General features: G+C 73.1%; 21 protein-coding genes and 1 pseudogene. 11 read left to right on the forward strand and 11 right to left on the reverse strand.

Annotation, left to right across the window (positions count from 1 at the left end):
- Positions 1-233: 233 nt before the first annotated feature.
- From FM076_RS12215 to FM076_RS12225, 3 genes are all read left to right on the forward strand, one after another.
- Positions 234-1,139, forward strand: coding sequence for a LysR family transcriptional regulator (locus FM076_RS12215; protein ID WP_173870244.1), 906 nt, complete (start codon positions 234-236; stop codon positions 1,137-1,139).
- Between the two features lie 100 nt (positions 1,140-1,239).
- Positions 1,240-1,827, forward strand: coding sequence for a cysteine dioxygenase family protein (locus tag FM076_RS12220; protein WP_173870246.1), 588 nt, complete (start codon positions 1,240-1,242; stop codon positions 1,825-1,827).
- A complete protein-coding gene (locus tag FM076_RS12225) occupies positions 1,827-2,876 on the forward strand; it encodes a YeiH family protein (protein WP_173870248.1) in 1,050 nt (349 codons plus the stop codon). The genes FM076_RS12220 and FM076_RS12225 overlap by 1 nt, the downstream gene beginning before the upstream one ends.
- A gap of 103 nt (positions 2,877-2,979) precedes the next feature.
- Here FM076_RS12225 and FM076_RS12230 read toward each other — a convergent pair whose 3' ends face one another.
- The 5 genes from FM076_RS12230 to FM076_RS12250 form a co-directional block, all read right to left on the reverse strand.
- Positions 2,980-5,352 (reverse strand): molybdopterin cofactor-binding domain-containing protein, encoded by a 2,373-nt coding sequence (locus tag FM076_RS12230; protein WP_173870250.1) that lies wholly within the window; start codon positions 5,350-5,352, stop codon positions 2,980-2,982.
- Positions 5,353-5,397: 45 nt separating this feature from the next.
- Positions 5,398-8,709 carry a 2Fe-2S iron-sulfur cluster-binding protein gene (locus tag FM076_RS33660; protein WP_243274438.1) on the reverse strand — a complete coding sequence of 1,104 codons (3,312 nt, stop codon included), beginning with the start codon at positions 8,707-8,709 and terminating at the stop codon, positions 5,398-5,400.
- The gene (locus tag FM076_RS12240; protein ID WP_243274439.1) at positions 8,706-9,596 is read right to left on the reverse strand and encodes an FAD binding domain-containing protein; all 891 of its coding nucleotides are present in this window, start codon (positions 9,594-9,596) and stop codon (positions 8,706-8,708) included. Before FM076_RS12240 ends, FM076_RS33660 begins: the two co-directional genes overlap by 4 nt.
- Before the next feature lie 291 nt (positions 9,597-9,887).
- The gene (locus tag FM076_RS12245; RefSeq protein ID WP_173870254.1) at positions 9,888-10,097 is read right to left on the reverse strand and encodes a hypothetical protein; all 210 of its coding nucleotides are present in this window, start codon (positions 10,095-10,097) and stop codon (positions 9,888-9,890) included.
- A gap of 56 nt (positions 10,098-10,153) precedes the next feature.
- Complete coding sequence (locus tag FM076_RS12250) at positions 10,154-10,378, reverse strand: hypothetical protein (RefSeq protein ID WP_173870255.1); 225 nt, start codon at positions 10,376-10,378, stop codon at positions 10,154-10,156.
- 182 nt (positions 10,379-10,560) lie between these two features.
- Here FM076_RS12250 and FM076_RS12255 point away from each other — a divergent pair, with 182 nt between their 5' ends.
- From FM076_RS12255 to FM076_RS12265, 3 genes are read left to right on the forward strand one after another with little or no spacing between them, the layout of a single operon-like run.
- Positions 10,561-11,415, forward strand: coding sequence for a Scr1 family TA system antitoxin-like transcriptional regulator (locus tag FM076_RS12255; RefSeq protein ID WP_173870257.1), 855 nt, complete (start codon positions 10,561-10,563; stop codon positions 11,413-11,415).
- Positions 11,412-11,618, forward strand: a complete 207-nt coding sequence (locus FM076_RS12260) for a DUF397 domain-containing protein (protein WP_173870259.1) — start codon at positions 11,412-11,414, stop codon at positions 11,616-11,618. Before FM076_RS12255 ends, FM076_RS12260 begins: the two co-directional genes overlap by 4 nt.
- 9 nt (positions 11,619-11,627) lie before the next feature.
- Positions 11,628-11,837 (forward strand): DUF397 domain-containing protein, encoded by a 210-nt coding sequence (locus FM076_RS12265; protein WP_173870261.1) that lies wholly within the window; start codon positions 11,628-11,630, stop codon positions 11,835-11,837.
- 84 nt (positions 11,838-11,921) lie between these two features.
- On the opposite strand, the gene FM076_RS12270 is transcribed toward FM076_RS12265, so the two are convergent.
- Genes FM076_RS12270 through FM076_RS12285 form a run of 4 tightly spaced genes read right to left on the reverse strand, consistent with a single transcriptional unit; the run spans position 11,922 to position 16,683 of the window.
- Positions 11,922-13,544, reverse strand: a complete 1,623-nt coding sequence (locus FM076_RS12270) for a beta-N-acetylhexosaminidase (RefSeq protein ID WP_173870263.1) — start codon at positions 13,542-13,544, stop codon at positions 11,922-11,924.
- Between the two features lie 27 nt (positions 13,545-13,571).
- Complete coding sequence (locus FM076_RS12275; protein ID WP_173870265.1) at positions 13,572-14,429, reverse strand: carbohydrate ABC transporter permease; 858 nt, start codon at positions 14,427-14,429, stop codon at positions 13,572-13,574.
- On the reverse strand, positions 14,426-15,430 hold the full coding sequence (locus tag FM076_RS12280) for an ABC transporter permease subunit (RefSeq protein ID WP_173870267.1): 1,005 nt from the start codon (positions 15,428-15,430) through the stop codon (positions 14,426-14,428). Before FM076_RS12280 ends, FM076_RS12275 begins: the two co-directional genes overlap by 4 nt.
- Positions 15,427-16,683 (reverse strand): extracellular solute-binding protein, encoded by a 1,257-nt coding sequence (locus tag FM076_RS12285; RefSeq protein ID WP_173874692.1) that lies wholly within the window; start codon positions 16,681-16,683, stop codon positions 15,427-15,429. Before FM076_RS12285 ends, FM076_RS12280 begins: the two co-directional genes overlap by 4 nt.
- A gap of 382 nt (positions 16,684-17,065) precedes the next feature.
- Between FM076_RS12285 and FM076_RS12290 the strand changes: the two genes are divergently transcribed.
- The 5 genes from FM076_RS12290 (at position 17,066) to FM076_RS12310 (ending at position 24,490) form a co-directional block, all read left to right on the forward strand.
- Positions 17,066-17,578 carry a hypothetical protein gene (locus FM076_RS12290; RefSeq protein WP_173870269.1) on the forward strand — a complete coding sequence of 171 codons (513 nt, stop codon included), beginning with the start codon at positions 17,066-17,068 and terminating at the stop codon, positions 17,576-17,578.
- Entirely contained in the window at positions 17,578-22,398 is a 4,821-nt protein-coding gene (locus tag FM076_RS12295; protein ID WP_173870271.1) for a putative T7SS-secreted protein, read from the forward strand. Before FM076_RS12290 ends, FM076_RS12295 begins: the two co-directional genes overlap by 1 nt.
- A 10-nt stretch (positions 22,399-22,408) precedes the next feature.
- Positions 22,409-22,714, forward strand: coding sequence for a hypothetical protein (locus FM076_RS12300; protein ID WP_173870273.1), 306 nt, complete (start codon positions 22,409-22,411; stop codon positions 22,712-22,714).
- Positions 22,715-22,915: 201 nt separating this feature from the next.
- Positions 22,916-23,116 (forward strand): hypothetical protein, encoded by a 201-nt coding sequence (locus FM076_RS12305; protein WP_173870275.1) that lies wholly within the window; start codon positions 22,916-22,918, stop codon positions 23,114-23,116.
- Positions 23,117-23,170: 54 nt separating this feature from the next.
- On the forward strand, positions 23,171-24,490 hold the full coding sequence (locus FM076_RS12310; protein WP_173870277.1) for a DUF1266 domain-containing protein: 1,320 nt from the start codon (positions 23,171-23,173) through the stop codon (positions 24,488-24,490).
- 136 nt (positions 24,491-24,626) lie between these two features.
- Here the strand turns inward: FM076_RS12310 and FM076_RS12315 are convergent, their stop codons facing one another.
- Together FM076_RS12315 and FM076_RS12320 are read right to left on the reverse strand one after the other, a co-directional pair.
- Entirely contained in the window at positions 24,627-26,123 is a 1,497-nt protein-coding gene (locus tag FM076_RS12315; RefSeq protein ID WP_173870279.1) for an amino acid permease, read from the reverse strand.
- Between the two features lie 226 nt (positions 26,124-26,349).
- Positions 26,350-26,731 (reverse strand): annotated as a pseudogene (locus FM076_RS12320) (hypothetical protein); the annotation flags it as partial.

A 26,731-nucleotide genomic window follows, 5' to 3' on the forward strand; every position in this document is an offset into this window, starting at 1 on the left:
CGCCGGGCAGGACCCCGCACCCCCCGTACCGGAGAAGCCCGCCACCGCGGGCGAGGTCTCCGGGACGGCGGCCCCGGCGGACTGACCCGGTCGCGGGGGCCACCGGGGGCGCCCCACCATGGACACCCGTCCGAAGCCCTCTGCCCGAAGAACGCCGTCCGCAGCATCGGCTGACCGAAAAGCATCGGGACGGGAACGAAGCCGCTCCCCCAAATTCCGCTTATGGTTCTCGCATGTTCGACTCGCGGCACATCAAGACCTTCCACGAAGTGGTGCGCGCGGGCTCCTACTCCGCGGCGGCCCGCGCGCTGGGCTACACGCAGCCCGCGATCACCCAGCAGATGAAGGCGCTGGAGCGGTCCGTGGGCACCCCGCTGTTCATCCGGGTGGGCCGCCGGATGCGGCTCACCGAGGCGGGCGAGGCGCTGGCGCGGCACTCCGCGGTGATCCTGGAGAGCATCAGCACCGCCCAGCAGCAGATGGAGTCGCTCACCAGGCTCCAGGCCGGGAAGGTCTCCGTCTGCGCCTTCCCCAGCGCCGGTGCCACCCTCGTCCCCGAGGCGCTGGCCGGGCTGGCCGCCGAGCACCCCGGGATACGGGTCGGGCTCCAGGAGGACGAACCGCCCGAATCGCTGCGGCGGGTGGTGCGCGGCGAGTGCGACATCACCCTCGCCTTCACCTACCCCGGCCTGCGCGAACAGGTGCCCGAGGAGCTGGTGGAGATCCCGCTGCTGGAGGACCAGCTCACCGTCCTGCTGCCGACCGGACATCCCATGGCCCGGCGCCGCGCCGTCAAGCTGGACGAACTCGCCGGCGAGCGCTGGATCGCGGGCTGCCTGCGCTGCCGGGCCAACTTCCTCCACGAGTGCGCCGAGCTGGGCTTCGCCCCCGAGATCGCGTTCACCACCGACGACAACCTGGTGGTCCAGAGCCTGGTCGCCGAGGGCCTCGGCATCGCCATGGTGCCCGGCCTGGTGCTCTCCTTCCTCGTCCACCGGAAGGTGACGGGCCGCGCCCTGGACCCCGCCTCCCGCCGCCAGGTCTCGGCGTACGTGCTGCGCGAGCACCTGCGCGTCCCGGCGACCGCGCGGGTCCTGGAGGCGCTGCGCGAGGCGGCGGAGCGCCGCGTGGGCTGCTGAGGACGGCGCCCCGGCGGCCCCGGGACCCATAAGCGCGGTTGAGGGAAACCCCAACGAACCGTCGTTGGACGTCATAGGTGCCCGGCGCGACGCTGCCCGTATGACAGCGACGACCCGGACACCCGCCGCCACCGCCGCCCCCACGACGGACCGCCTGCGCACCCTCGTCGCGGATGTGCGCGAGGCCGTCGGCCGGGGGCTGCCGCCGGACGTGACCGCGTACCTGGTCGGCGAGAAGCTGGCGCCGCACCTGGGCGCGGAGGGGCTGCTGACCGACGCGCAGTGCGCACCCGACCCGGACCACTACCGCCAGCACCTGCTGCACGCCGAGAGCGACGGCAGCTTCTCGATCGTCGCCCTCGTCTGGCTGCCCGGCCAGGGCACCGCCGTCCACGACCACGTCTCCTGGTGCGTCACCGGCGTCCACCGGGGCGAGGAGCACGAGCGCCGCTACCGGCTGCTGCCCGCCGAGGCGCCGGGCGGCAGCGCCCGCCTCGTCGCCACCGAGGACGTGGTCAACCCGCAAGGCTCGGTGTGCGGTTTCGCGCCACCCGGCGACATCCACCGGGTGTGGAACGGCTGCGAGGGCGAGGACGGACTGGCCGTCTCGCTGCACGTCTACGGCGCCGACATCTCCCGCCTCGGCAGCAGCGTCCGCCGCGTCTACGACCTGCCGGCCGACGCCTGATGGCGCTGCTGTCCGCCCGCGACCGCTCCCCCTCCCCCACCGGCGCGGCCCGCGCACCCCGCGAACCCAGCCGGGTGCCCGGGCTGGCGCTGGCGGCGCTGGGCGTCGTCGCGGCCTCCTGCGTCCACCTCCTGGTGCCCGCCGTGCCGACGCTGACCGCGGCCGTCGTCCTCGGGATCGCCACCGCCCACCTCCCCGGCCTCCGCGGCCCGGTACGCGGCATCGCCCGCCCCGGCCTCACCCTCGCCGGCAAGCGGCTGATGCGGCTCGGCATCGTCCTGCTCGGTCTCAAGCTCGGCCTCGGCGACATCCTCGGCCTGGGCTGGGCGACCGTGGCGATGGTCCTCGGCGTCGTCACCGCCACCTTCCTCGGCACCGTCTGGCTCGGCCGCAGACTGGGCCTGCGCGGCGACCAGCCGGTGCTCGTCGCCACCGGCTACTCCATCTGCGGGGCGTCCGCCATCGGCGCGGTCAGCGAGGTGCGGGGCAGCGACGAGGAGGACGTCGCCACCTCCGTCGCCCTCGTCACCCTGTGCGGCACCCTCGCCATCGCCGTCCTGCCCCTCCTCCAGGCGCCCCTGGGGCTGGACGCCGGGCAGTTCGGCCGCTGGGTCGGCGCCGGCGTGCACGACGTGGGCCAGGTCGTCGCCACCGCCCAGACCGCCGGGCCCGAAGCCCTCGGCCAGGCCGTCCTCGTCAAGCTGCTCCGCGTGATGATGCTGGCCCCGCTCGTCGCCGTCATGGTGGTCTCGGTACGGCGCCGGCGCGCCGCCCCCGCCACCGGCACACGCCCGCCCCTGGTGCCGCTGTTCATCCTCGGCTTCCTCACCATGTCCGCGCTCCGCACGACCGGCACCCTGCCCGACGGCGTCCTCGACGGCGCCGCCCGCCTCCAGGAAGTCCTCCTCGCCGCCGCCCTCTTCGGCCTCGGCAGCGCCGTCCACCTCCCCGCCCTGTCCCGCACCGGCGCCCGCGTCGCCGCCCTCGGCCTGTGCTCCTGGCTCGTCATCGCCGCGGCGGCGTACGGGGGCGTACTACTGACGACGTGACCCGCCGCCTCACGGGGTCACGTCCCGATGAGCCGACTGGTGAAGCCGTCCCGGAGCCGAGCGCCGGCCTTCCCGCCTCGGCCGCGCGGCGACTCCCGCCCCCTCAGGAGCGGGAGTCGCCCGTCGTCACCACGCTCGGGGGCCGGATCGGGAGGCGGTTGACGGGGCGGCCGGTGGCGGCTCGGACGGCGGCGGCGACCGCTGCCGGGGTGGTCACGACCGGTACCGAGGAGGCCGCCTTCGCGCCGAAGGGGGCGACGACGTCGCGTTCCTCCACCAGTTTCACCACCCGGATGTCGGGGGCGTCCAACGCGGTGGGCAGGGCGTAGGCCGTGAAGTCCGGGTGGCGTACCACGCCCTTGGCGACGCGGAGGTGCTCGGTGAGGGCGGTGCCGATGCCCTGGGTGACTCCGGCCTCAAGCCGGGCCCGCAGCTGGCGGGGGTTGAGGATGTTGCCGACGTCCTGGGCGAGCGCGACCTCGACGACCCGCACGGACCCCAGTTCGATGTCGACGTCGACGACCGCCCGTACGGCGGCGAAGGCGAGGCCGACGAACGCGTCGCCCTGCCCCCACTCGTCCAGGGGCTCGGTGGGGTGGGGGCGGCACTGCGCGGTGGCCCACAGCTCCTTGCCCTCCAGCGCCTCGGCAACGGTGGTGGAGAGCACCCCGTCGTAGGAGGTGATCTTCCCGTCGGCGATGGTGAGCAGCTCGGTGGACATCCCGAACTTGGCCGCGAGCGGCTGGAGCAGCTGGGTGCGCACCATCTTGGCGGCGCGCTCCACCGCCCCGCCCGACACCCAGGTGTGCCGGCCGCGCCCGCTGGCACCCGACGGCGGCTGGTCGGTGTCGACGGAGGCGACGTGCACCTCCTCGATGCCGAGGGTCTCCTGCACGATCTGCCGGGCCAGGGTGTCGAAGCCCTGCCCGGACTCGACGGCCGCGCACATCACCGTCGCGGCCGGCCCGTTGACCTTCACGGTCGCCGTGGAGACCTCGTCCGTCCCCTCCGCGCCGAGCATGTGGATCATGCCGAGCGCGTAGCCGACACCCCGGCGCACCGCCGCCGGGTCGCCGGCGCCCTCGGGGCCGCCGGGCAGCAGCCAGTCCTCCTCGGGGGCGTCCTTGGGGAGCGGGGGCAGCGGCGCCTCCTGGACGGCTTCGAGGAGTTCGGCCACCGGCGCGGGGCAGGTCACCGTCTGCCCGGTGGGCAGCAGATCGCCGGTGGCCATCACGTTGCGCGCCCGCACCTCGACCGGGTCGAGCCCGAGCCGTTCGGCGAGCTTGTCCATCTGACCCTCGTAGGCGGCGCACACCTGCATGGCGCCCTCGCCGCGCACGTGCCCGGAGGGCGGGTTGTTGGTGCGGACGACCCAGCCGTCGATCACGGCGTGCGGCACCACGTAGGGCCCGCAGGCGAAGGAGACGGCGGCGGCCAGCGCGTCGGACGAGGTGTCCGCGTACGCGCCGCCGTCCAGCAGGATCTGCGCCTCGACCTTGACGAGCTTGCCCTCGCCGTCCGCGTGGTGGCGGTAGCGCAGCAGGGTGGGGTGGCGGTGGGCGTGGCCGAGGAAGGACTCCTCGCGGGTCAGGGCGATCTTGACGGGGCAGCCGGTGCGCATGGCCAGCAGCCCCAGCGGGACCTGGAGCGCGGCGTCCTCGCGGTCGCCCATGGCGCCTGGCACACCGGTCACCACGATCTTGACCTGCTCGGGCGGCAGTCCGAAGCAGGCCGCCGCCAGGTCGCGGTCGGTGTGCGGGTCGGTGGAGGCGGTGTAGATCTCCACGCCGCCGTCGGGGCGCGGCACGGCCAGCGCGGCCTCGGCCCCGATGGGCGCCGGGTCCTGCCGCCCGATGCGGTAGAGCCCTTCCACGACCACGTCGCCGACCACGTCGGGGTCGCCGTAGCGCAGCGGGATGTGCCGCAGCAGGTTGCCGTCCGGGTGCAGCGGCTCGGCCTCGAACGCCTTCTCCGGGTCGGTGACCGGCTCCAGCACCTCGTACTCGACGGCGATGGCGGCGGCGGCCAGCCGCGCCGTGTCCGGGTGGTCGGCGGCCACGGCGGCGATCGGCTCGCCGTGGTAGCGCACCACGTCCCGTGCGAACGCCGGCTGGTCGGCGATCTTCCGCCCGTGGGCGGCGTCGCCGGGCACGTCGGCGTGGGTGATGACCGCCCGGACGCCGGGCATCTTCGCCGCTTCCTCGGTGTCGATGGACACGATCCGCGCGTACGGGTGCGGCGAGCGGTGCACCGCGGCCCACAGCAGCCCCTCGGCCCACAGGTCGGCCGCGTAGGGGAAGGTGCCCTGCGCCTTGGCGTAGGAGTCGGTGGGCAGCACGGAGGCGCCCAGTCCGTGCGGCTCGGGTTCGAAGGGCGCGTTCAGGGTCAACGGGGTGCCTTCCGGGGGCGTCGCCGTCCCGGCACCGGCGCCCGCGCCCTGCCCGGCGCCGGTGTGACCGTCAGCCGATTCCGTCATGCCGCCGCCCTTCCCTGCCCTTTCCGTCCCTGCGGGACCCTCGTCTCACGCCTCGCCGCCGTTCTCGAAGTGCTCGGGGTGGCGGCTCTGGTGCGGGATGTGCGCCGCACCGGGTACGCCCTCGTGCCCGCCGTGGGCCGCGTCGCCGCCGGACGCCGGATCGTAGCCGTAACCGGCCTCCTGCGGCGCGCCGTAGGCGTCGTACCCGTAGGCGGCGCCGTCACCGTACGCCCCGGAAGCGTACGTGTCCGCCGGGTGGGCCCCGGACTGCTGCTGCGGCGGCTCGTACGCGCCCGGACCGCCGTACGTGCCGGTGTCGTAGGCACCGGCGTCGTACGGCGGCTGCCCGCCCGTCCGCTCGCCCAACTGCTCGACCGGGCCGGCCGGGCCGACCGGGGTCTGGCCGTAGTGCTCGTACTGCGGGTGCGGCTGCGGATGCGGGTGCGGGTGCGCCGGTGTCTGCGGGTGCTCGTAGTGCGGCTGCGCCTGGTCGTACTGCCCCCGCTGGTACGGGTCCTGGCCGTGGCCGGTCTCCTCGCGGGCCGCCGCGTGGGCCTCCGCCCCGGCGGCCTCGCGCTCGGCCCTGGCGGCGCGCTGCTCCACCACCGTACGGACCGCGTCCAGCACCCCGCGGTAGCCCGAGCACCGGCACAGGTTGCCGCTGATCGCCTTGCGGGTCTCCAGCTCGCTGGGCGCGTGGTTGCCCTCCAGCAGGTCGTGCACCGTCATCGCGAGCCCCGGGACGCAGAAGCCGCACTGCACCGAGCCGCTCTCGGCGAGCGCGCACTGCACGTCGGAGGGCCTCCCGTCGGCCGACAGCCCCTCGACGGTGAGCACCTCGCTGCCCGCGGCGGTCGCGGCGGGCACCAGGCACGCGGCCACCAGCCGTCCGTCCACCTGCACCGAGCAGGCGCCGCACTCGCCTTGCGAGCAGCCGTCCTTGGCACCGGCCAGCCCCAGCCGCTCGCGCAGCACGTACAGCAGGGACTCCCCGATCCAGGCGCTGGCCACCGGCCGGTCCACGCCGTTGACGTGCAACACGTAGGAGACGTGCGGGTGTTCGTCCTCCGTCTCGACGGCCTCGGGCACGGAGGACGTCTCACCGGCGGTGCCGGCTTCGTCGGCAGCGTCGGTGGCGGTGGCAGCGTCGGTGGCGGCGTCCGTGCTCTCGGCCGCGTCCGTGGCCGCGGCTGCCTCCGCGTCCGTGGACCGCGCGCTCTGCGCGCCGCCCCGGCCGGGCTCCGCCGCGTCGGCGCCGGACGCCCCGGACTCGGGCAGTCCGGCCTGGGGCAGTCCGGTCTCGGGCAGTCCCGTCTCGGAGGGCCGGGCACCGGACGGCTCCGGGCCGCTCCCGTCCCCGGTCCGGGCGCCGGTTCGGGGCTCACCGGCGGCCGTTCCGGGTTCCGCCTCCTCCTCGGGCGCCGTGGTCCGGCCCTGGTGTGCGCCGGGGCCCTGCTCGGGCCCGGTGCCCTCGGCGGGCCGGGCGGCCCCGTGGGCCTCGGCGGATTCCGCTGCTTCGCCGGCTGCTGCCGCCTCGCCCGGACCGGCTGCCCCGGTCTGTTCGACTGTCCCGGCCTGTTCGGCTGTCCCGGTGGCCTTCGTACCGTCGGCGCCGGGGGCCGGGGCCGACGTGTCGCCGCCGTGGCCTTCGCTGTGGGCCTCGCCCGCCGCTGCCCCGTCCGGACCGTCCGCCCCGGGGTCCGCGGGGACCGCGCCCTGGGACGCGGACTCCGCCTCGGCCAGCGTGGTCACCTCGGCGTCCGTCCGGCTCTCCGGCCCGGCGGGCGGGACGGGCGGCTGGTGGGCGACGATCCCGGCGGCCGGCCCGGACTGCCCGGGGATCGGCCCCTCTTGGCCGGGAGCCGGCGCCTCCGGGGTGGCCGTGGAGCCGCCGTGTCCGGTGGACGGTGCGCTGGGGAAGGCGTACGAGGTGGTGGGGCGGGGCACCTGCCCGCCCTCGAACTCGCCCTCGAACGGCCAGCCGGGGGCAGTGGGTTCCTGCGGTGGCAGCGGTCCGGGCCCGGCACTGCCGGCCGCCGCCGCGGGGTCCGCGGCGGCGGGGTCCGCGGCGGCGGGGTGGTCCCCATCGGCGGGGTTCCCGGCGCCCGGTGCGCCCGCGACAGGGTTCCCGGCCGCCGGGTCCGTGCCCGGGTGTGCCGCGCCCGCACCGGGATCCGTCGTGGACGGGCGCGCGGCGGGGGCGCCGCTCTTTGGGCCGTGCTCGCCCCAGTGCGGGGCGGAGGCGGGCGAGGAGGGCGCCCAGGCGTGCGGCCCGCCGTCGGTGGGGGCGGAGCCGGACGCACCCGGCGTGGAGGGCGACGCACCCGGCGTGGAGGGCGCGGACGGGTCGCCGGAGGCCGTGTCACGGGCCACCCCGGTACCGAGGGGGCGGCGCCCGCCGCGCGCCTCGTGCGAACCGGCGAGCGCGGCGGCGGCGCCCTGGCCGAGCCCGGTACCGGGTCCGTGGCCGTGCCCGGTGCCGTGTCCCTGCGCCGGGTCCTGCCCCGGCCCACCGGCCGGGCCGGAACCCTGCGTTGCGTGCCCTTGTCCGGGGCCGTGCCCTTGGCCAGGGCCGTGCCCTTGGCCGTGCCCGTTCCCGGCGCCCTGGCCGGGTCCGGCCTCCGGTGCGTGGTCGTACCCGTGCCCGTGCCCGGGCCCCTGACCGGATCCGGGGCCTTGGCCGTGATCGTGTGCCTGGCCGTGCCCGAGGCCCTGGCCGGGTCCGGGGTCTTGGCCCTGGTCGTGTGCCTGGCCGTGCCCGGGACCCTGCCCCTCGCCGGGTCCCCGCCCCCGGCCGTAGCCGCCCCCACCGTGCGGGCCCTGCTCGCCCACCCCGTGCGAACCCTGACCGCCCGCGCCGTACGGGCCCGTGCCCGTGCCCGTACCCGTGCCGTGCTGGTCCCCGGGGGTGCCGGGCTGCGGGGCGAACGGCATGACCCAGTGCCCCGCGGAGGCGGGGTCGGTCTCGGCGGGGGGCAGCGGTGCGGAGCCGGGGGCGGCCGTACCGGCCGCGGCCTGCGCGGGGTCGATGGGCGGCGGGGTGTAGCCGCCCTGGCCGGTACCGGGCGCGGCCAGCGGCACGTCGTCCTGGAAGCCGCCGGGCGGCAGCTGCACGAAGGCGGTGGCGTCGGCGTCGTACTCGCCGCCGCCCCAACTCCGTGGCACGTGCTGCCCGTACGGGACCTCCTGGGCATACGGGTCGTATGCGGCGTACGACGCGTCGTCGCCGTAGGGCTCGGCGGTGCCCTCGCCGCCGTTTCCGTACTCGTCCGTGTGCGCGTTCACGTGTCCGTGCGGGTCCGCACCCGAGTGCGGGCCCGCGCCCCCGTTCCCGTTGTTCCGTGGTGTGCCGCTCATGCGAGAGCCCTCCCGAGTCCTCGGCGGGCCAGTGTCGCCACCGTACGCCGCAAGTGCAGCGCCGCGGGCGGAAGCTGGGATACCTGGCCAGGGGTGCCGGAGGTGCCGGGCGTACCGTCGGCGCCCTCCTCCGGCGGCGGGTCGGGGATGCACGCCATCGCGACGTACTCCCCGAAGGCGGTCAGCACCTCGGGGGCCAGTGCGCGCCGGCCGTCCCAGTCGATGAGGGAGGCGATCCAGTTCTCCGCCTCCAGCGGGCGCAGCGGCATCGGCGCGACGGCGCCGACGGCGCAGCGCACCCCGCGCCGCATCGGGTCGAGCACGACGGCGACGGAGGCGAGCGCGCGGCTCGGCCCGGTACGGCTGGTGGCCTTGAGGAAGGTCTGCGGGGCGTGCAGCAGCGGCACCTTGACGTATCCGACGACCTCGCTGGGCTGGAGCATGTCCATGCCCGCGAGCAGATGGCTGACGGGCAGCTCGCGGCGTGCGCCCTCGGGGCCCGCGATGGAGAGCGTGGCCTCCAGCGCCGCCAGCACGGGCAGCGCGTCGCCGGTGGGGGACGCGCTGACGATGTTGCCGCCCAGGGTGCCCGCGTTGCGGATCTGCGGGGGGCCGGCCGCGCGGGCCGCGGCGGCCAGGGCGGGGATGAGCGCCGCGAAGTCGGGGCGTCCCATGCGCGCGTGGGTGAGGCCCGCGCCGAGGACGGCGTGCCCGTCCTGGTACGACCAGCCGCGGATCTCGCTGATGCGGCCGAGGCCGACGAGCGCGGCGGGGCGGAGCTGCCCGGAGTTGACGTCGCACATCAGGTCCGTGCCGCCGGCCACGGGGACCGCGGCCGGGACGGCGGAGAGCGCGGAGACGGCCTCGTCCAGCGTCGTCGGCAGCATGACGGCAGGTGGCACAGTCCGCGCGGCCTGTCCGCCGTCTGGTGCATGCCGTACGTGCGTGCTCAACCTGCTGCCCCTTCCCCGACCTACCGGGCTTCCGGCTGCACTGCCGTACGGTACGTGCTCACAGCCCGGACGAGGCAACTGTGGCATATCTCGGCGGGGGGCCGACACGAGGGCCGGGGATGGGCCCTTTCGCGGAGTAAGGGCGGTCTTGGGCGGGTGTTCGCCCGATCCCGCGGCGAACACCCCGGGCACCCGGGTGCGACCGGCGGGCGCGGAGGTTGACGGTCACCGGGCGGCGCCGCCCCGCGTCCCGCGCGGCCCGGCGGCCTGCTCCGCCCCCTCTTCGGCGGCTTCTCCCGTACGTCCGCCCGTACGTCCTCCCGCGCGGCGCGGCGGGCCGTCGTGGTCCGGGTGGCGGCGCAGCAGGACCCGGCAGTCCACCGCCCGGGACGCGTCACGGGCCGCCTCCGCCTCGGCCAGCCACCGTTCCAGCATCCGGCACCTCGGACAGGCGGCACGCCTCACCACTCCGTCCCCCACCGTTCCATCCCTCACCGCTCCGTCCCCTCCCTCCGGTGCGGGTGGCCCGCCATGACGGCGTTGCAGCTGCGGACGATCAGCAGATGGCCGTGCCGGCGGGCCCGCTCCCGGTCGCGGGCCAGCAGTTCGCAGACATCGCAGCCGGGCACGGGCACCGGCTCCCCCGCGCAGGGGGACGAAGACGTCGGCCAGGTGCACCGGATGTACGGCGGCTTTTTCGAGGCATGCGCGCCCATGGGGACCCTCATTTCTGTCACTCTTTGTGCTGGGCCAGTCACAAGGCTGCGGCACAACTGCCGACCCTGGCGCGCGTTTCAGCGCCCGACCTGCGGGTTGGTCAACGCCGCATATGCAGAGCGCTGCTGGCCGCGCGGAACACGGCCACGGGGGCGGCGACCAGAGAGGTGGGCACGACACAGTGAGGGACCAGCCAGCCGACACGTACCCGGGGCGGGAGGACGGGGACGGCGCTCCCCCGGACCCCCGCCGCGTCTTCGCGGAGGAGTGCCGCAGCAGGCGGGAGTTGTACGACCCCGCCCCCCTGTCCCAGACGGACCTCGCCCGGCTGACGCGGACCTCCAAGAGCACCATTTCCCGGGTGGAGACCTGCCAGGGCCCCATCCCCCCGGACCTCCCGGCCCTCCTGGACGAGGTCTTCGAGACGGACGGCCTCTTCAAGCGGCTGTATGAGGAGATAACGTCCCAGTCGTTCCCGGCTCATTCGCGGCGCCGGATCGAACTGGAGCCCAGGGCGAGCCAGATCGCCGCCTGGTCGCCCACCGTGGTACCTGGTCTCCTTCAGACCCCTGAGTACGCGCGGGCGCTCTTCCGTGAGGGCAACCCGCGGGCGAGCGAGGCGGAGCTGTCAGCCAAGGTGCGGGACCGCATGGCCAGGCAGACAATTCTGCGGGGGTGTTCGCCGCCGGACTTCTCGGCCATCGTCTGCGAGTCGGTGCTTCGCCGAAGGGTGGGGACCCAGGAGGTGATGCGGCAGCAGCTCGCGGCACTTCTGCAACACGGCGAGCGCCCCACCACGATGCTCCAGGTGCTGCCGCTGGACGCCGGAACGCACGGCCTGATGGACGGGTCCATGTCCATCCTGACCACCGCAGAGGAGACGGTGGTCTACACGGAAGGCATCCGATCAGGCACGATCATCGAAGAGCCAGCCCAGGTACGAAACTTGTCCCGGTTCTACGATGTGCTGACGGCTTCCGCCCTCTCGCCCGACACCTCTGCCCGGTTGATCAAAACGCTTATGGAGGCCCCATGATCCCGCCCCTCCCCGCCACCGCCTGGGTCAAGTCCAGCTACAGCAGCCAGGACGGCGGCGACTGCCTGGAATGGTCACCTGTCACCGCCACCACCACAGGCACCGTCCCCGTCCGCGACAGCAAAAAGCCCCACGGACCCATCCTCACCTTCCCCACCGACGCCTTCACCACCTTCGTCACATCCCTCAAGGCGCCCCACTAGGGAGGCCCCATGACCCCGCCCCTCCCCGCCACCGCCTGGGTCAAGTCCAGCTACAGCAACCAGGACGGCGGCAACTGCCTGGAATGGTCACCCACCACCGCCACCACGACAGGCACCGTCCCCGTCCGCGACAGCAAAAAGCCCCACGGACCCATCCTCACCTTCCCCACCGACGCCTTCACCACCTTCGTGGACGGGGTCAGGGCCGGGAAACTCTGAACAAGATCTGAACACGAGGGCACGAGGGGCCGTTCGGCCCGGCACGCCGCTCCTCGCCGCCCGGCGAGGAGCGGCCGGCGCCGCTCATTCCAGCGGCCTCCCGGGGATGCCGGGGCGCTGCTGCCAGGGCCGGGGGCCGTCGAGGGGGCGGTAGGCGACGCCGAGGGCGTCGAGCCGGGGCAGGTGTGCCCTCTCCAGCCGTTCGGCGAAGGGCGCGTAGGGCTTGCCGGGTCCGGACCAGGCGACCTCGGCGACGGCGGCGAGCCGGGGGAAGACCTGGTAGTCGACGCGCTGCGCGTTCTCGGCGCACTCCGTCCACATGTTCGCCTGGATACCGAGCACCCGCTCGGCGCGTCCGTGCCGGACGAGCTGGGCGGGTACGGGTTCGAACCCGTACACGTCGGCCAGGGAGGCGACGTACCCCAAGGGGGTGGGTTCCGCGTCGCCGGGGGCCTGCCTGCGGTCGAGGTACAGCTCGTGCTCCGGGCACATCACCACATCGTGGCCCGCCTCGGCGGCGGCGATGCCGCCGTCCTTCCCCCGCCAGGAGGAGACGACCGCGCCGGGGGTGAGCCCTGGGCCCTCCAGGGTGCCGCCTTCGAGGATCTCGTCCCAGCCGGTCATGCGGCGTCCGCGCTCGGCGAGCCACCGGTCGAAGTGCCGCACCATCCACGACTGGAGGGCGTCCTCGTCGCGCAGTCCCAGCGACGCGATGCGGGCCTGGGCGACGGCCGAGGCCCGCCACTGCTCCTTGGGGGTCTCGTCGCCGCCGATGTGGATGTAGGGGGAGGGGAAGACGTCGAGCACCTCTTCCAGCACGTGCTCGTAGAAGCGGAGGACGTCGTCGGTGGGGGCGAGCAGGTGCGGGCTGACGCCCCAGTCGGTCCAGACGCCGAGCGCGGAGGTGTCCACGGCGTCGGTGGTGCCGAGTTCGGGGTAGGCGGCGATGGCGGCCTGGGAGTGGCCGGGCAGTTCGATCTCGGGGACGACGGTGATGTGGCGTTCGGCCGCGTACGCGACGATCTCGCGCAGGTCGTCCTGGGTGTAGTAGCCGCCGTGCGGGCGTTCGTCCCACAGCGGCGAGGCGCGGTGGCCCACGCGGCTGCGGGGGCGCCAGGCGCCGACCCCGGTCAGCCGGGGGTAGCGGTGGATCTCCATGCGCCAGCCCTGGTCGTCCGTCAGGTGGAAGTGGAAGACGTTGAGCTTGTGCGCGGCGAGCAGGTCGAGGACGCGCAGCACGCCGTCCTTGGGCATGAAGTGCCGGGCGACGTCGAGCATCATCCCGCGCCAGGCGAAGCACGGCGCGTCCTCGATCCGGCACGGCGGCACCCGCCACTCCCGCGTCGTACCCGCGCGCCGGAACGCGTCCGGCGGCAGCGCCTGCCGCAGCGTCTGCGCGCCCCGGAAGAGACCGGCCGCGTCCCCGCCGGTCAGCACGGCACGCTCGGCGGTGACGTCCAGCCGGTAGGACTCGGCACCGAGCGCGGTGCGCAGGCGGGTGTCGAGGCGCAGTTCGAGGGTGTTGTCCGGCCTCTCCTCGCCCTCGTGGAAGGGCAGTACGGACAGGCCGCGCAGCCAGCGGGCGACCCCGCGCGCCCCGGGTTCGGCGACGAGCGCGGTGCGGCTCCCCCAGACGAAGGGCGGCCCCTGCCCCTCTTGTACGTCGCGGGGCTGCGGCACGAGCCCCGACCAGCCGGTGGCGGACATAACCGGTTCTCCTTACTTCGCTTCGCTTCACTTCACCGCGCCGCCGAGTCCGGAGACCAGGCGCCGGTGGACAAGGACGAAGAAGACGAGCACGGGCAGCGTCATGACCGTCGAGGCGGCCATCACCCCGCCCCAGTCGGGGGTTTCGGTGTCGTAGAAGACGAGGAGCGCCAGCGGGAGAGTGGAGTTCTCCGTGGCGGAGATGAGGAACGACTTGGCGAAGAGGAAATCGTTCCAGGTGGAGATGAAGGAGAAGACGCTCGTGGCGATGAGGCCGGGGAGGACGAGCGGAAAGAGGATCTGCCACAGAAAACGGGTGCGGCTCGCACCGTCGATGTACGCCTGCTCCTCCAGCGCTTCGGGGACCGCTTTGACGAATCCGCGCAGCATCCAGATCGCGAACGGGAGAGAGAAGGCCAGGTGCGGGAGAACGAGGGAGAGGAGGGAGTTGAGCACCCCGAGGTCCCGCATGAGGAAGAACATCGGAATGGTGAGCGCTTCCACCGGCACCATCTGGGCGACGAGGAAGAGGACGAGCAGCGTCGTGCGCAGCCGGAAGCGGAAGCGGGTGACGGCCGTCGCCGCCAGGAACGCGATCAGCGCGGAGGCGGCCACGACGGCGCCGGCCACCAGCAGGCTGTTGAGGAAGTAGCGGCCGAAGTCCTGCTGGGTGAAGACGCGCCGGAACGCGTCCAGGGTGGGCGCCAGGGTCCAGGGCAGCGGCCGGTCGGAACGGATCTCGCCCGCCGGTTTGAAAGCGGAGAGCACCATCCAGTAGAGCGGAAAGGCGACGAGTGCCGCGAGGAGCACGGCGGCGCACTCGGCGGCCAGTCGCCAGGGTTTCCGTATCCGCCGCCGGGGCGGTGCGGTGGTCGCGGCGCTCATATCTCCTCCCCGTTCCTGCGGAGCAGTTTCAGATACAGCAGCGTGACCGCCAGCAGAATCAGCAGCATGACGACGCCGATGGCCGCGCCGAGGCTGTACTGGGAGGACGCGAACGCCTTCTGATAGGCGTAGACGTTCAGCACCAGGTTCTGTCCGGCGATACCGCCGCCGCCCGTCATCACATAGATCTGCGTGAACACCTTGAAGTCCCAGATGACGGACTGGATGGTGACCACGATCAGCAGGGGCCGCAGCATCGGCGTCAGCACGCTGCGCCAGGTGCGCCATGTGTTCGCGCCGTCCAGCGCGGCGGCCTCCAGCACCTCGGCGGGCACGGCGCGGATACCGGCGTAGATCACCACCATCACCAGCGGGAACGAGCACCACACGACCTCTAGGAGCACCAGCGCGAACGCGCTGAACCTCCCGTAGGTCCAGGAGAAGTCCCCGAGCCCCAGCACCCTGTTGACGGGGCCGAAGTCCGGGTCGAAGAGGAAGACCCACACGGTGGAGCCGGTGATCGCGGGCGTCGCCCAGGCGCCGAGCGCGGCCAGCATCAGCAGCAGCCTCGGCAGCGCCCGCACCCGGGTCAGCAGCACCGCCAGCGCGCAGCCGACGGCCACCGTGCACCGCACGCAGGCCGCGGCGAACACCACGGTCGCCAGCAGGACGTCCCAGAAGCGGGCGTCGCCGAACAGTTCGGCGTAGTTGCCCAGCCCCTGGAAGCTGGTCGGCTGCCCACCGCTGACCTGGGCCTGGGTGTACTCCAGGAAGGAGATCAGCCCGAGCTGGTAGACCGGGTAGACGAGGAGGGTGGCCAGGACGAGGAGCGCGGGCGCCAGGTAGAGCCAGGGCGTCCAGCCGCCGTGCCCCGGCGCCACCGCCTTGGCGCGGCCGGGACGGGGGCCGGGGCCGGGACGGGAGCCAGGACGGGGGCCGGGACCGGTGCCGGAGCCAGGGCCGGGGTCGGAACCCGGGCGGGGACGGTGCCGGGGGCTCACCGGTCGAACGCCTCGTCCATCTTCCGCGCGGCCTCCTCGGCCGCGCCGTCCACACCCTGCTTGCCGCTGACGATCCGCTGGAACATGCCGGGCAGGATCAGCGACGCGTCGATCTGCCCCCAGGCGGGACTGACCGGCACGAACTTGGCCCCCGCCTCCAGCGTCTCGACGAACGGCTCGACGAACGGCTCCCGTGCGGCGACCCGGGCGCGGATGTCGCGGAAGGTCGGCAGGAAGCCCATCGCGTCGAACAGCTGCTTCTGGGTGCGCTTGCCCGCCAGTTCCTTGGCCAACTGGACGGCGAGGGTGCGGTGGTCGGTGCTCTTGAGCACGCCGATGTTGTTGCCGCCCGCGAAGGCCGGGGCGATCCGCCCCTTCTCGACACCGGGCAGCGGTACGACCGCGTACCTGCCCTTGGCCTCGCCGTCCTCCATGGCCTGCCGGTTGAAGTCGCCGCCGATGGCCATGCCCGCCTTGCCGCCGGCGAAGGCTTCGACCGTGTCGTTGCCGCCCATCCTCGCGCAGGTGCGCGCGGGGCAGTTGGCGTCGCCGAAGAGGGAGGTGTAGGCCCTGATGCCCTTTTTCGCCGCCGCGCTGTCGAGGGTGGAGGTGAACTTCCCCGCGCCGTTCTCCTCGGCCAGCTCGCCGCCGTGGGCCCAGATGAACGGCATGGCTCCGTAGGTGTAGGCCCCGCCGACGGCCAGGCCGTACATGTCCTTGTGCGCGGCGCGGACCTTCTCGGCGGCGCGGGCCACCTCCCTCAGCGTGCGGGGCGGCTTCAGGTCCAGTTCGTCGAAGAGGTCCGTGCGGTAGTAGAGCGCCCGGACGCCGACGAAGAGCGGCAGCCCGTACTGCTTGCCCCGCACGGTGACCGATTTCCTGGCCGTCGCGTCCAGGTCGCGGGCCGGGCCCCAGTCGTGGAACTCGGCGCTGATGTCGGCCAGTCCGCCGTCGGCGACGTACCCGGCGGTGTCGGTGTTGCCGTACTCGATGACGTCGGGAGCCGAGTCGGGGTCGTTGAACGCCCCCTTGGTCTTCTCGGCCCGGCTGTCGACGGGGATGTAGCGCACATCGACCTCGACGTCCCTGTGCCGCTTCTCGAACCGGTCGACCACCTTCCGGACGACCGCCTCCTTCGGCCCGTTGCCGACCTCCCGGAAGAGCCAGACCCGGACGGTCCCGCTTCTCTCGTCCTTTCCGCTGCCGCCGCCGTCCGAGGTGGACGGGGCGCACCCGGCCAGGCCGGCGGCCATCGCACCGGCCAGCAGCACGGCCCCGACCCGCCCCACCGCCCTCTTCGTTCCCGTTGCGCTGTTGACGACCTTCACGACGAGACCCCCCAGCACGAAGCGTTGGCGTTGCGCAGACTGCAACGAATGTTTCGTATGCCACAACTACGCGTGCGGCGTGAGGCTACGAGGGACACACCGACGGGGGCAATAGGTCTGAACCAACTGACCGCTTCCGCATGGACGAGGACCTCACCCCGGGGGCCTGACCGACTCCGGGACCTCATGACCTCACCCTGGGACCACGCGCGTCACCGGCGGCCCGAGCGCCGGATACTCCTTGCGCTCGAACAGTCGCTTACAGATACGGTGTTCGACTGGCCGAGCACCGTACAGGGGGGCAGAGATGGGAGAGGGCGGACGACCGCTGCTGCCGGGAGACAGGCTCCAGGCGGAACTCGCGTACCACGAGCAGCAAGGCGAGCTGAAAGTCCCCGAATCCACGGTCACGCAGCTGACCAAGGGCATCAAGGACGCCCTCGACGAACTCCGGGAGATCGGCACGGACGTGGACGCCGCCCAGGGCAGCGGCTTCGAGGAGATGAAGCTGTCCACGATGGAGGTCGGCGACGACACGCTCTCCCAGTCGTTCGAGGGCTTCTGCGAACGGTGGGAATGGGGCGTGCGCGGCCTGATGACCGACGCGGACGCGATCGCCGAGAACCTGGGGCTGTCCGCGGGGATGACGTGGGAGGAGGACCGCTACCGCTCGGTGGCGCTCAAGGGCGTCGCCAACACCGTCAACCCCTACGGCAACCCGTACGCCACCGAGGACGGTCTCGCCGACGCCGGCTACCGGGACCTGTTCACCGGCCAGGTCGAGGGGGAACCGGGCCACACCGGTGAGGAGGCCGGCTGATGGGGCTGGGGGATCTCGTCGACGCGGCCACCGACGCGGGCAAGGACGCCTACCGCGACTTCGTCCCCGACCAGGTCAAGGACACGGTCGAAGGCGCCGTCGAGAAGGGCGGCGAAGCCGTCGGCAAGGGCGCGGACCTGCTCGCCGACCGGCTGGACGGTATGGGCTGGAAACCCGGCGCGAAGTTCGTCCGCGACGCGGGGGACGTCGTCGCCGACAAGACCGGCGGTGACGTCCGGGAACGGGACCTGGGCGAGACGGAGGAGGCGAACAAGCTCATCCACGGCTCACCGTCCAAACTGGAGGCGACCGCCCGCCACCTGCGGGACTTCCACAAGGCATTCGACCGCGTGGGCCGCGGCATGCGCGGGCTGGACTCCCAGCACCTCAAGGGCGAGGCCGCCGACGCCTTCCGCCGGACGGTCGAGGTCCAGCCCGGCCGCTGGTTCAAGGCGGCCGACGCCTGCGAGAAGGCGCAGAGCGCCCTCAACGACTTCGCCAGAACCGTGCGCTGGGCCCAGCAGGAGGCCCGGGAGGCCATCAAGCTCTACAACAAGGGCAAGGCGGCCTCCCAGCGGCACAAGGCGAAGGTCTCCTTCTACGAGGACGCGCTCACGGCGTACAAGGAGACACCCGAGAAGGACCGGGCGCCCGGCTCCCTCCCGGACAAGCCGCCGGCCGAGGACCCGGGCGAGGCCCGGATGGACGAGGCCCGGGAGAAGCTGAGGGAGGCGCGCCGCCAGCGGGACGAGGCGGCCCGCGCCGCCAACACGCTGATGGAGGCGGCGCGCGATGCCGCACCGCCCAAGCCCTCGTATCTCGCCCAGGCGCGCAGCGGGCTCAAGGGCGGCCTGCTGGCGATGGAGCACCGGACCGGCGGCTTCACGAACACGGGGACGGGAGCCCTCGACTTCGCCCGGGGCGTCAGTCCCGTCAACGCCCACAACATCCTCAACCCGGACGACTACCGGACCAACCTCAACAGCACCGCCGCGGGGGCGAAATCCCTGGCGACGCACCCGGACGCCGCTCTCGAACAGGCCTACCGGAGCTTCCTGGACGACCCGGAGGAGTTCTTCGGCGGGATGGCGTTCGACGCCCTCACCGGAGGGGCCGGAAAGGGCGCGAGCACAATGGCCGGGGCCGGCCGCGCCGCACGCGCGGCGGAGCACGCCACGGGCGCCCGCCGGCAGCCCGCGGGGCCCGCGCACCCGCCGGAGCCGGCCCACGAGCCCGGCAATCCCGGGCGGGAATCCCTCGACCAGGAACCCGACAACGCCAATCGGCCCGAGGACCAGAAACCCTGCGGCGAGGACCCTGTCGACTTCGCGACGGGCCGCATGCTGCTGCCGCAGACGGATCTGACGCTGCCCGGTGTCCTGCCCCTCGTCTTCCGCCGCCAGTTCGAGTCGTCGTACCGGGCCGGCCGCTGGTTCGGGCCCGCCTGGTCGAGCACCCTCGACCAGCGTCTGGAAGTCGACGCGGCGGGTGTCGTCCTCCATGGTGAGCACAGTCTGCTGGTCGCGTACCCGCACCCGGAGCCGGGTGGCGAGCCGGTGCTCCCGCAGCGGGGGCCGCAACGGCCCCTGGAGCGGCGGACGGACGGCGACTACGTCCTGACCGACCCCGAAACCGGCTGGACCAGCTGGTTCGCGCCACCGGTCGACCTGGCCGACCGGGCAGGCGTCGCCCTGCTCGCCGAGATCCGTGACCGCAACGGCAACCGGATCACATGCGAGTACGACGAGGACGGCACACCGCTCGCCCTGGTCCACTCCGGCGGCTACCACCTCCACGTGGAGACCGACGCGGAGCTGCGGCGGGTGACGGCGCTGCGGCTGGCCGACGACGGAGCGGGCGACGTGGAGGCGGACCGCGGGGCGCAGGGCCGCGGAGGCGAGGACCGCGGAGGGCAGGGTGGCCGGCAACCGGACCGCGGAGGGCAGGAGATCGTCCGCTTCGGCTACGACACGCACGGCAACCTCACCGAGGTGACCGGCTCGTGCGGTCGCCCGCTGCGCTTCGGCTACGACTCCCTGGGCCGGATCACCTCGTGGACCGACACCAACGGCTCCCACTACACGTACGCCTACGACGAGCACGACCGCTGCGTGTGGCAGTCCGGCGCCGCAGGCCATATGCAGGCCACCTTCGCGTACAGCGCGCCGGACCCGGCGACGGGCCACCGCGTCACCAAGGTCACCAACTCGCTCGGACACACCACGTACTACCTGGTGAACATCCGCAACCAGGTCGTCGCGGTCACGGACCCCACGGGCGCCACCAGCCGCATCGAGCGGGACGCCCACCACCGCGTCCTGTCCCGCACCGACCCGCTGGGCCGCACCGTGCGGCTGGAGCGGGACGGTGCCGGCCGCGTCGTACGGGCCGTGCGTCCCGACGGCGGTGCCGTGACGGTGTCCTACAACGCGCTCGGCCTGCCGGTCGAGAGGGTGGAGCCGGACGGAGCGGTGTGGCGGTACGCGTACGACGAACGCGGCAACCGCACCGCCGTCACCGACCCGGCGGGAGCGACCACCCGCTGCACGTACGACGCGGCGGGCCGCCTGACGAGCGTGACAGACGCGCTGGGGCACAGGACCCGGGTACGGTGCGACGCGGCGGGACTCCCGCTGGAGATCACCGACCCGTCCGGCGCGGTGACCACCTACCGCCGCGACGCGTTCGGCCGCCCGGTCGCCGTGGTCGGCCCGCTCGGCGACACCACCCACCTGGCCTGGACCGTCGAGGGCCGTCTCACCCGCCGCACCGGCCCGGACGGCGCCACCGAGACCTGGGAATGGGACGGCGAGGGGAACTGCACCCGGCACGTGGACGCGGCAGGCGGCGAGACGACCTACGCCTACACGCACTTCGACCTGCTCACGGCCCGCACCGGCCCGGACGGCGTGCGGTACACCTTCGACCACGACTCCCGCCTGCGCCTGACGCGGGTCACCGGCCCGCAGGGCCTGACGTGGACCTACGACTGGGACGGGGCCGACCGGCTGGTCGCGGAGACGGACTTCGACGGCCACACCCAGCGCTACGAACTCGACGCGGCCGGCCAGTTGGTGGCCCGTACCACTGCGCTCGGCGACCGGATCGGTTACGCGCGCGACGTCCTCGGCCGCCTGACGGCCAAGGACGTGGCCGGGACCGTCACCACCTACGCGTACGACGCGGCGGGCCGCCTGGTCGAAGCGCGCGGCCCGGACGCGGAACTGCTCCGGCAGTACGACCGCGCGGGCCGGCTGAAGACGGAGGTCGTGAACGGGCGAGCCCTCACCTTCGCGTACGACGCGCGGGGCCGTCCCGTGCGCCGTACGACCCCCACCGGTTCGGTGACCCGCTACGGGTACGACGCGGCGGGCAACCGCACGACGCTCACGGCCGACGGCCACACACTGACGTCGTCGTACGACGCCGCGGGCCGCGAACTCGCACGCGCGATCGACGGGCGGGCGTCCCTCACCTGGGCGTGGGACCCCGCGGGCCGCCTCACCGACCAAGCCCTCACCGGCCCGGCGGCCGACGCCGACCGGCACCGCTCCTACACCTACCGACCGGACGGCCACCTCATCGCGGTGGACGACTCACGGGACGGCACCAGCCGCTTCGGGCTCGACGCGGCAGGCCGCGTGACCCGGGTGGACGCCCGCGCCTGGACGGAGACCTACGCCTACGACGAGGCCGGCAACCAGACGGCGGCGCACTGGCCGGCGGACCACGCCGCCCCGGAAGCCCGGGGCCCCCGCGCCTACACCGGCACCCGCGTCCGGGCGGCGGGCCGCGTGCGCTACGAGCACGACGCGGCGGGCCGCGTCGTGCACCGGCGGAAGAAACACCTCTCCCGCAAGCCGGAGACCTGGCACTACGAGTGGGACCCGGAGGACCGCCTGACCCGGGTCACCACACCGGACGGCACCGTGTGGCACTACACGTACGACCCCCTGGGCCGCCGTCTCACGAAACGCTCGTGCCGCGAACGCGTGGCCTTCACCTGGGACGGCCCCACCCTCGTGGAACAGACCACCACCGGACCCACCCCGCACCCGGTCACCCTCACCTGGAACCACCAGGGCCTCCACCCCGTCTCCCAGACGGAGCGCATCACCGAGGAAACGAGTCAACGGGAGATAGACGCCCGCTTCTTCGCCGTCGTCACCGACCTCATCGGCACCCCCACCGCCCTGGTCACCGAGGACGGCGCCACAGCGTGGCACAGCCGCCGCACCCTGTGGGGCACCACCACCTGGAACACCGACGCCACCGCGTACACCCCACTCCGCTTCCCCGGCCAGTATTACGACCCCGAAACCGGCCTCCACTACAACTACTTCCGCCACTACGACCCCGAAACAGCCCGATACCTGTCCCCGGATCCCCTGGGCCTGACCCCCGCCCCGAATCCGGTGACGTATGTCCCGAACCCCTGGGAAGAGGCCGATCCGCTCGGCCTTCTCCCGTGCAAAACAGTGGTGGAGAACCAGGCGGGACGGTTCGGCGATATGAACCCCGGACAGCCTGGTGACGGCCTCACACCCCACCACATCCCGCAGGTCGCCCTGGGCTTTCTCCCCAGAAACGAGGGCGGCGCCATAGTCATGAAACAGGCCGATCACGAACTGACCCGCACCTACGGCCCGCACGGCCGGGCAACCAAAGCTGCCGACGCGGGCCTGCCCTTCCGGACAGTGGTCGCCAAGGATCTCTGGGACATGAGAAGGATAGGCGAAAAACAGTACGGGGATCCCGGTTACTACAACAAGGGAATCATGGATCTACTCGCCTATTATCGAAGCATCGGGTGGCTGTGAAAGGAGAAATATGTCGATCCGCCTCGAAGTTGAGGAATTGGTGCGGTCCGGCCCCCTGCCTTCGGAAGAAGCCACAGAGGAAGAGATCGCACAGGCGCAACATCTCTTGGACCGGATCACCCCGCCGGTCTCCGACGAAGAAGCACAAGCGCTCACCGCTGCTTTCGGACCGGACGATTGCTACGGACTCTCCTGGACCCTCCTCCATCTGATCGAGACGGCACCGCATGCACGGGACGCCCGCTATCGCGGCAACGCGACGAATACGTGGGTCCAACTGCTGAACGCCCGTGCCGGTGCCGCTCAAACGGAATGATCCGTTCGCCCCGGCAGCGCCAAGCCGGCCAACTTCCCCGCCTCTGACCTCCCTCGCCCCTGCCCCGGGGGCGGGGCCCGGTCGGGGGGCGCTATCCTGGGTGGCCACCGTGCGTTGACCCGAGTGTCACGGAGGGTCAGACGTCACGCGGTGGCACACCGTACCGGACTCCCCTGCTCGTCCCCCGGAGGTCTTCGCCCCATGGCCAAGCGGCAGCCGCGGCTTCCGTCGCCGCCGGTGAATCCGTACGGGGCGCATCCGGGGGCGGGGTGGGCGCCGCCGCCGGGGGTGGTGGAGGCGCGGCGCCGGGCCGTGGGGAAGAAGCGGATCATCGTCGGGGCGCTGGCCGGTTATCTGGCGTTCTTCTACGTCGTCCTCCCACTGGTGAGCCGGCTGCTGTGAGGCGTCCGTCCCGGGGTCACTGGTAGCGGCGGAGCTGGACTGCGAGGTCATCGAATGTGGAAGCGGGGGGCGGCCGGGCAGGTCGCCGCACCGGCGGAGGCGGCGCCGACGGCAACGGCGGCAGGCGACGGCGCGGCGGCGGCGCCCGTGTGGCGCGAGGTGCCCAGCGACGTGGAGCGGCGGCTGTTCGAGGCGAAGTCCCGGATGGACTGGGCCGCTTACATGGATGTCCTGGCCGGTGAGTCGCTGTACCACGCGGCCCCGCGCGACTGGCTCGACGCGCATCCGGGGAGCGTGACGCTCACCCCGGTGTGGCGTCCGGAGATCCAGTCGTGGTGCATCCCCGTCTACACGGAGGCGATGCTTCCGGTCCCCCTCGACACCCCTGTCTTCTTCTCGCAGAGCCTGGACTGGTACGCCCGAAGGTGGGAGGCGACGGACCCGCCGTGGCTGGCGGTCAATCCGGGGTCGCCGTGCGAGGCGTACTTCCCGGCGGGCCCCGGGTACCGGGCGCTGTGGCAGCAGCACGCGGACCGGGCCGACAACTCCTGCTCGCACGCCCACCAGACGCTGCGCACGCTGTGGATCGGCGGCCCGCGCACGGGGGATGTCGCGCGCGGTCTGGCCTGCGGGGCGCTGATGTGTGTGAAGAACGGTACCTACTGGAACGCCCTGGGCCACGGCCACGGTTACACCGACGAGCGGCGGCTGCTGGACCGCTGGTGGGGCGTCACGACGCGCGAGAAGTGGCAGCGCTACCAGGAGGAGCTGCTGACGGGCGAGATGAGCAGCCCGGTGTGGGAGTTCGTGCTGGGCGTGCGGCACAGCCTGGCGCAGGACTTCGGCGGGCAGGTGGAGACGGTCCACTGGCGCCAGGCCGCCGAGCGCGTACTGCGCAGCCGGGTGCCGACCGCCCGCGTGGAGCTGACCCCGGACGGTGTCACCCGCACCGAGGGCCCCTCCGAGGAGGAGAGGGAGGCGCAGATCGAGGGGGTCAAGCGGCTCATCGGGCGGATCACCCGGTACGAGGCGCGGTTCCGTGCCGACGGGCTGCTGCCGGAGGGCCGGTTCGTCCGCTCCGTCGCGGCCTGGGACTACGGGCGGGGCTCCAACATGGCACGTTTCGGCCTCGCCGCGCGTTTCTGCACTCTGGAGGAGGCGGAGGCGGCCGTGCTGCGCGCGGGGCGGGTCAGCGCCGTCGCCTACCGCTCCTGGGAGGACTTCTCCGCGGGGTACGCGCTCGGCCGCTGCCTCCACTTCGACGACGAGGAGTTCGGTCCCTGGTACGAGGAGACGCTGACCTCGCACCGGATCCTGACGACCGATCCGGAGAGCCCCTGGCTGACCATCCCCTTCCGGCCGGGGGACGACTGAGCCCCGGAGGGGACGGCCGGCCGCCGCATCCACCGGGAGTCTCCCGGCGCCACCCCGTAGACTCCCCGGCCCCCGGGCCCCGGGGGCTCCCGGCCCCGGGATGTTCCCTGGCCCCAGTGAGTCCCCCGGGGCCCCCTCAGTCCCGCCCCGCCACCGCCACCGCCACCGCCAGCCGTGAGTGCCGGACGCCGTAGAGGAAGTAGAGCGCGAGGCCGGCGGCCATCCAGGCGCTGAAGACGGCCCAGGTGACGGCGGGCAGGCTGGCCATCATCCACAGGCAGAAGCCGAAGCCGAGCAGGGGGGTGAGGGGGAAGAACCGTACCCGGAAGGTGCGGTTCATCCCGGGGCGGGTGTACCGCAGCAGGACGACGGCGACGTTGACGAGCGCGAAGGCGAACAGGGTGCCGATGCTGGTGGCGTTGGCGAGTTCGCCGAGCGGGACGGTGGCGGCGAGGAGGCCGCAGAAGGCGGCGACGAGCACGGTGTTGGCGCGGGGCGTCCCGGTCCGCTCGTTCACCTTGGCGAAGACGGGCGGTACGAGCCCGTCCCGGGACATGGCGAACAGGATCCGGGTCTGCCCGTACAGGACGGCGAAGACGACGCTCGCGATGGCGACGACGGCGCCGGCGGCCAGCACCACGCTCCACAGTCCCAGCCCGGTGACGTCCTCCATGATGCGGGCGAGGGCGGCATCGGTGCCCGCGAAGTCCCGCCAGGGCATCGCTCCGACGGCGACCAGCGCGACGACGCAGTAGAGCACGGTGACGATCAGCAGGGACAGCATGATCGCCCGGGGCAGGTCCCGTTGCGGGTTCCGGGCCTCCTCACCCGCGGTGGAGGCGGCGTCGAACCCGATGTAGGAGAAGAAGAGGGTGGCCGCGGCGGCGCTGACACCGCCGGCACCGAGCGGGGCGAGCGGCGCGTAGTTGCCCGCCTGGATGCCGAAGAACCCGATGCCGCAGAACAGCAGCAGCGTCATGATCTTGATGGCGACCATGGCGGTGTTGATGCGGGCGCTCTCCTTGGCGCCGCCCATCAGGAACACCATCGCGAGGACGATGACCGCGAGGGCGGGCAGGTTGACGTAGCCGCCCTCGCCCAGCGGTGCGGAGACGGCGCCGGGGAGGGTCACCCCGAAGGTCCCGTGGAGGAGTTCGTCGAGATACTCGCCCCAGCCGACCGCGACGGCCGCCACGGAGATGCCGTACTCCAGCACCAGGCACCAGCCGCAGATCCAGGCCACGAGTTCGCCCATGGTCGCGTACGCGTACGAGTAGGACGACCCGGAGACGGGGATGGAGCCGGCCAGTTCCGCGTAGGAGAGCGCGGAGAAGAGTGCGGTCAGTCCGGCGAGGACGAAGGAGACGGCGACGGCGGGTCCGGCCAGCGGGGTGGCTTCTCCCAGGACGACGAAGATGCCGGTGCCGAGGGTGGCGCCGATGCTGATCGTCGTCAGCTGCCACATGGTCAGGGTGCGGCGGAGGGCTGCCCCGCCCTCACCCCTGCCGCTCTCCGCGACCAGCAGTTCGACGGGCTTGCGCCGTGCCAGCCGGCCCACGAACCCCGGGGACGGGACCGGGTCGGGAGCGGTGGGCGGCTCGGACGAGGGTGGTGCCGCTCCGTGTTCCAGCATCTCGGGCTCCTTGTCGCTCCGGGTCGGCGTGCGAACCGGCGACAAGGCACCGAGCGGTGGCCCAGCCGGCGGTCACCGCCACTCCTGACACGGGGCACGAGCCTATGAGTGAGCAGCTCACGGCCGTAATGCGCGACCGTTGCGTGTTGCCGGACGATCATTGCGCGCTCGGCCACCCGGGCGGGGAATCATTGCGCCGCCCGCCTCGGATGACCGGCTCGGGAACTCACTGGTGCTGGACGGGCGGGCAGGTGCCGGTCTCCTCACCGATGCCGTTGATCTCGGCGTTCGACCGCGGGTCACCCGCGTAGTTCTTCTGGTCCGTGCACTTGGCACCGGAGCCCTCCGACCCGCCCGAGGAAGAACCGGCCTTCTGCGGCGCCGGGCACGTCCCCGTCTCCTCACCGATACCGTTGATCTCGGCGTTCGACCGCGGGTCACCCGCGTAGTTCTTCTGGTCCGTGCACTTGGCACCCGAACCCTTGGACCCGCCCGAGGAAGAACCGGCCTTCTGCGGCGCCGGGCACGTCCCCGTCTCCTCACCGATACCGTTGATCTCAGCGTTCGACCGCGGGTCACCCGCGTAGTTCTTCTGGTCCGTGCACTTG

Source organism: Streptomyces albus subsp. chlorinus, assembly GCF_013302895.1.
Taxonomy (GTDB): domain Bacteria; phylum Actinomycetota; class Actinomycetes; order Streptomycetales; family Streptomycetaceae; genus Streptomyces; species Streptomyces chlorinus.

Excerpts from the sequence above, each read along its gene's own strand:
- FM076_RS12230 (WP_173870250.1), bottom strand. The coding sequence starts at position 5,352 with ATGACGGAATCGGCTGACGGTCACACCGGCGCCGGGCAGGGCGCGGGC.
- FM076_RS12310 (WP_173870277.1), top strand. The coding sequence starts at position 23,171 with ATGTGGAAGCGGGGGGCGGCCGGGCAGGTCGCCGCACCGGCGGAGGCG.
- FM076_RS12315 (WP_173870279.1), bottom strand. The coding sequence starts at position 26,123 with ATGCTGGAACACGGAGCGGCACCACCCTCGTCCGAGCCGCCCACCGCT.
- FM076_RS12220 (WP_173870246.1), top strand. The coding sequence starts at position 1,240 with ATGACAGCGACGACCCGGACACCCGCCGCCACCGCCGCCCCCACGACG.
- FM076_RS12290 (WP_173870269.1), top strand. The coding sequence starts at position 17,066 with ATGGGAGAGGGCGGACGACCGCTGCTGCCGGGAGACAGGCTCCAGGCG.
- FM076_RS12285 (WP_173874692.1), bottom strand. The coding sequence starts at position 16,683 with ATGGCCGCCGGCCTGGCCGGGTGCGCCCCGTCCACCTCGGACGGCGGC.
- FM076_RS12215 (WP_173870244.1), top strand. The coding sequence starts at position 234 with ATGTTCGACTCGCGGCACATCAAGACCTTCCACGAAGTGGTGCGCGCG.
- FM076_RS12240 (WP_243274439.1), bottom strand. The coding sequence starts at position 9,596 with ATGCTGCCGACGACGCTGGACGAGGCCGTCTCCGCGCTCTCCGCCGTC.
- FM076_RS12275 (WP_173870265.1), bottom strand. The coding sequence starts at position 14,429 with ATGAGCGCCGCGACCACCGCACCGCCCCGGCGGCGGATACGGAAACCC.
- FM076_RS12270 (WP_173870263.1), bottom strand. The coding sequence starts at position 13,544 with ATGTCCGCCACCGGCTGGTCGGGGCTCGTGCCGCAGCCCCGCGACGTA.
- FM076_RS12225 (WP_173870248.1), top strand. The coding sequence starts at position 1,827 with ATGGCGCTGCTGTCCGCCCGCGACCGCTCCCCCTCCCCCACCGGCGCG.
- FM076_RS12250 (WP_173870255.1), bottom strand. The coding sequence starts at position 10,378 with ATGGGCGCGCATGCCTCGAAAAAGCCGCCGTACATCCGGTGCACCTGG.
- FM076_RS12265 (WP_173870261.1), top strand. The coding sequence starts at position 11,628 with ATGACCCCGCCCCTCCCCGCCACCGCCTGGGTCAAGTCCAGCTACAGC.
- FM076_RS12260 (WP_173870259.1), top strand. The coding sequence starts at position 11,412 with ATGATCCCGCCCCTCCCCGCCACCGCCTGGGTCAAGTCCAGCTACAGC.
- FM076_RS12245 (WP_173870254.1), bottom strand. The coding sequence starts at position 10,097 with ATGCTGGAACGGTGGCTGGCCGAGGCGGAGGCGGCCCGTGACGCGTCC.
- FM076_RS33660 (WP_243274438.1), bottom strand. The coding sequence starts at position 8,709 with ATGAGCGGCACACCACGGAACAACGGGAACGGGGGCGCGGGCCCGCAC.
- FM076_RS12295 (WP_173870271.1), top strand. The coding sequence starts at position 17,578 with ATGGGGCTGGGGGATCTCGTCGACGCGGCCACCGACGCGGGCAAGGAC.
- FM076_RS12305 (WP_173870275.1), top strand. The coding sequence starts at position 22,916 with ATGGCCAAGCGGCAGCCGCGGCTTCCGTCGCCGCCGGTGAATCCGTAC.
- FM076_RS12300 (WP_173870273.1), top strand. The coding sequence starts at position 22,409 with ATGTCGATCCGCCTCGAAGTTGAGGAATTGGTGCGGTCCGGCCCCCTG.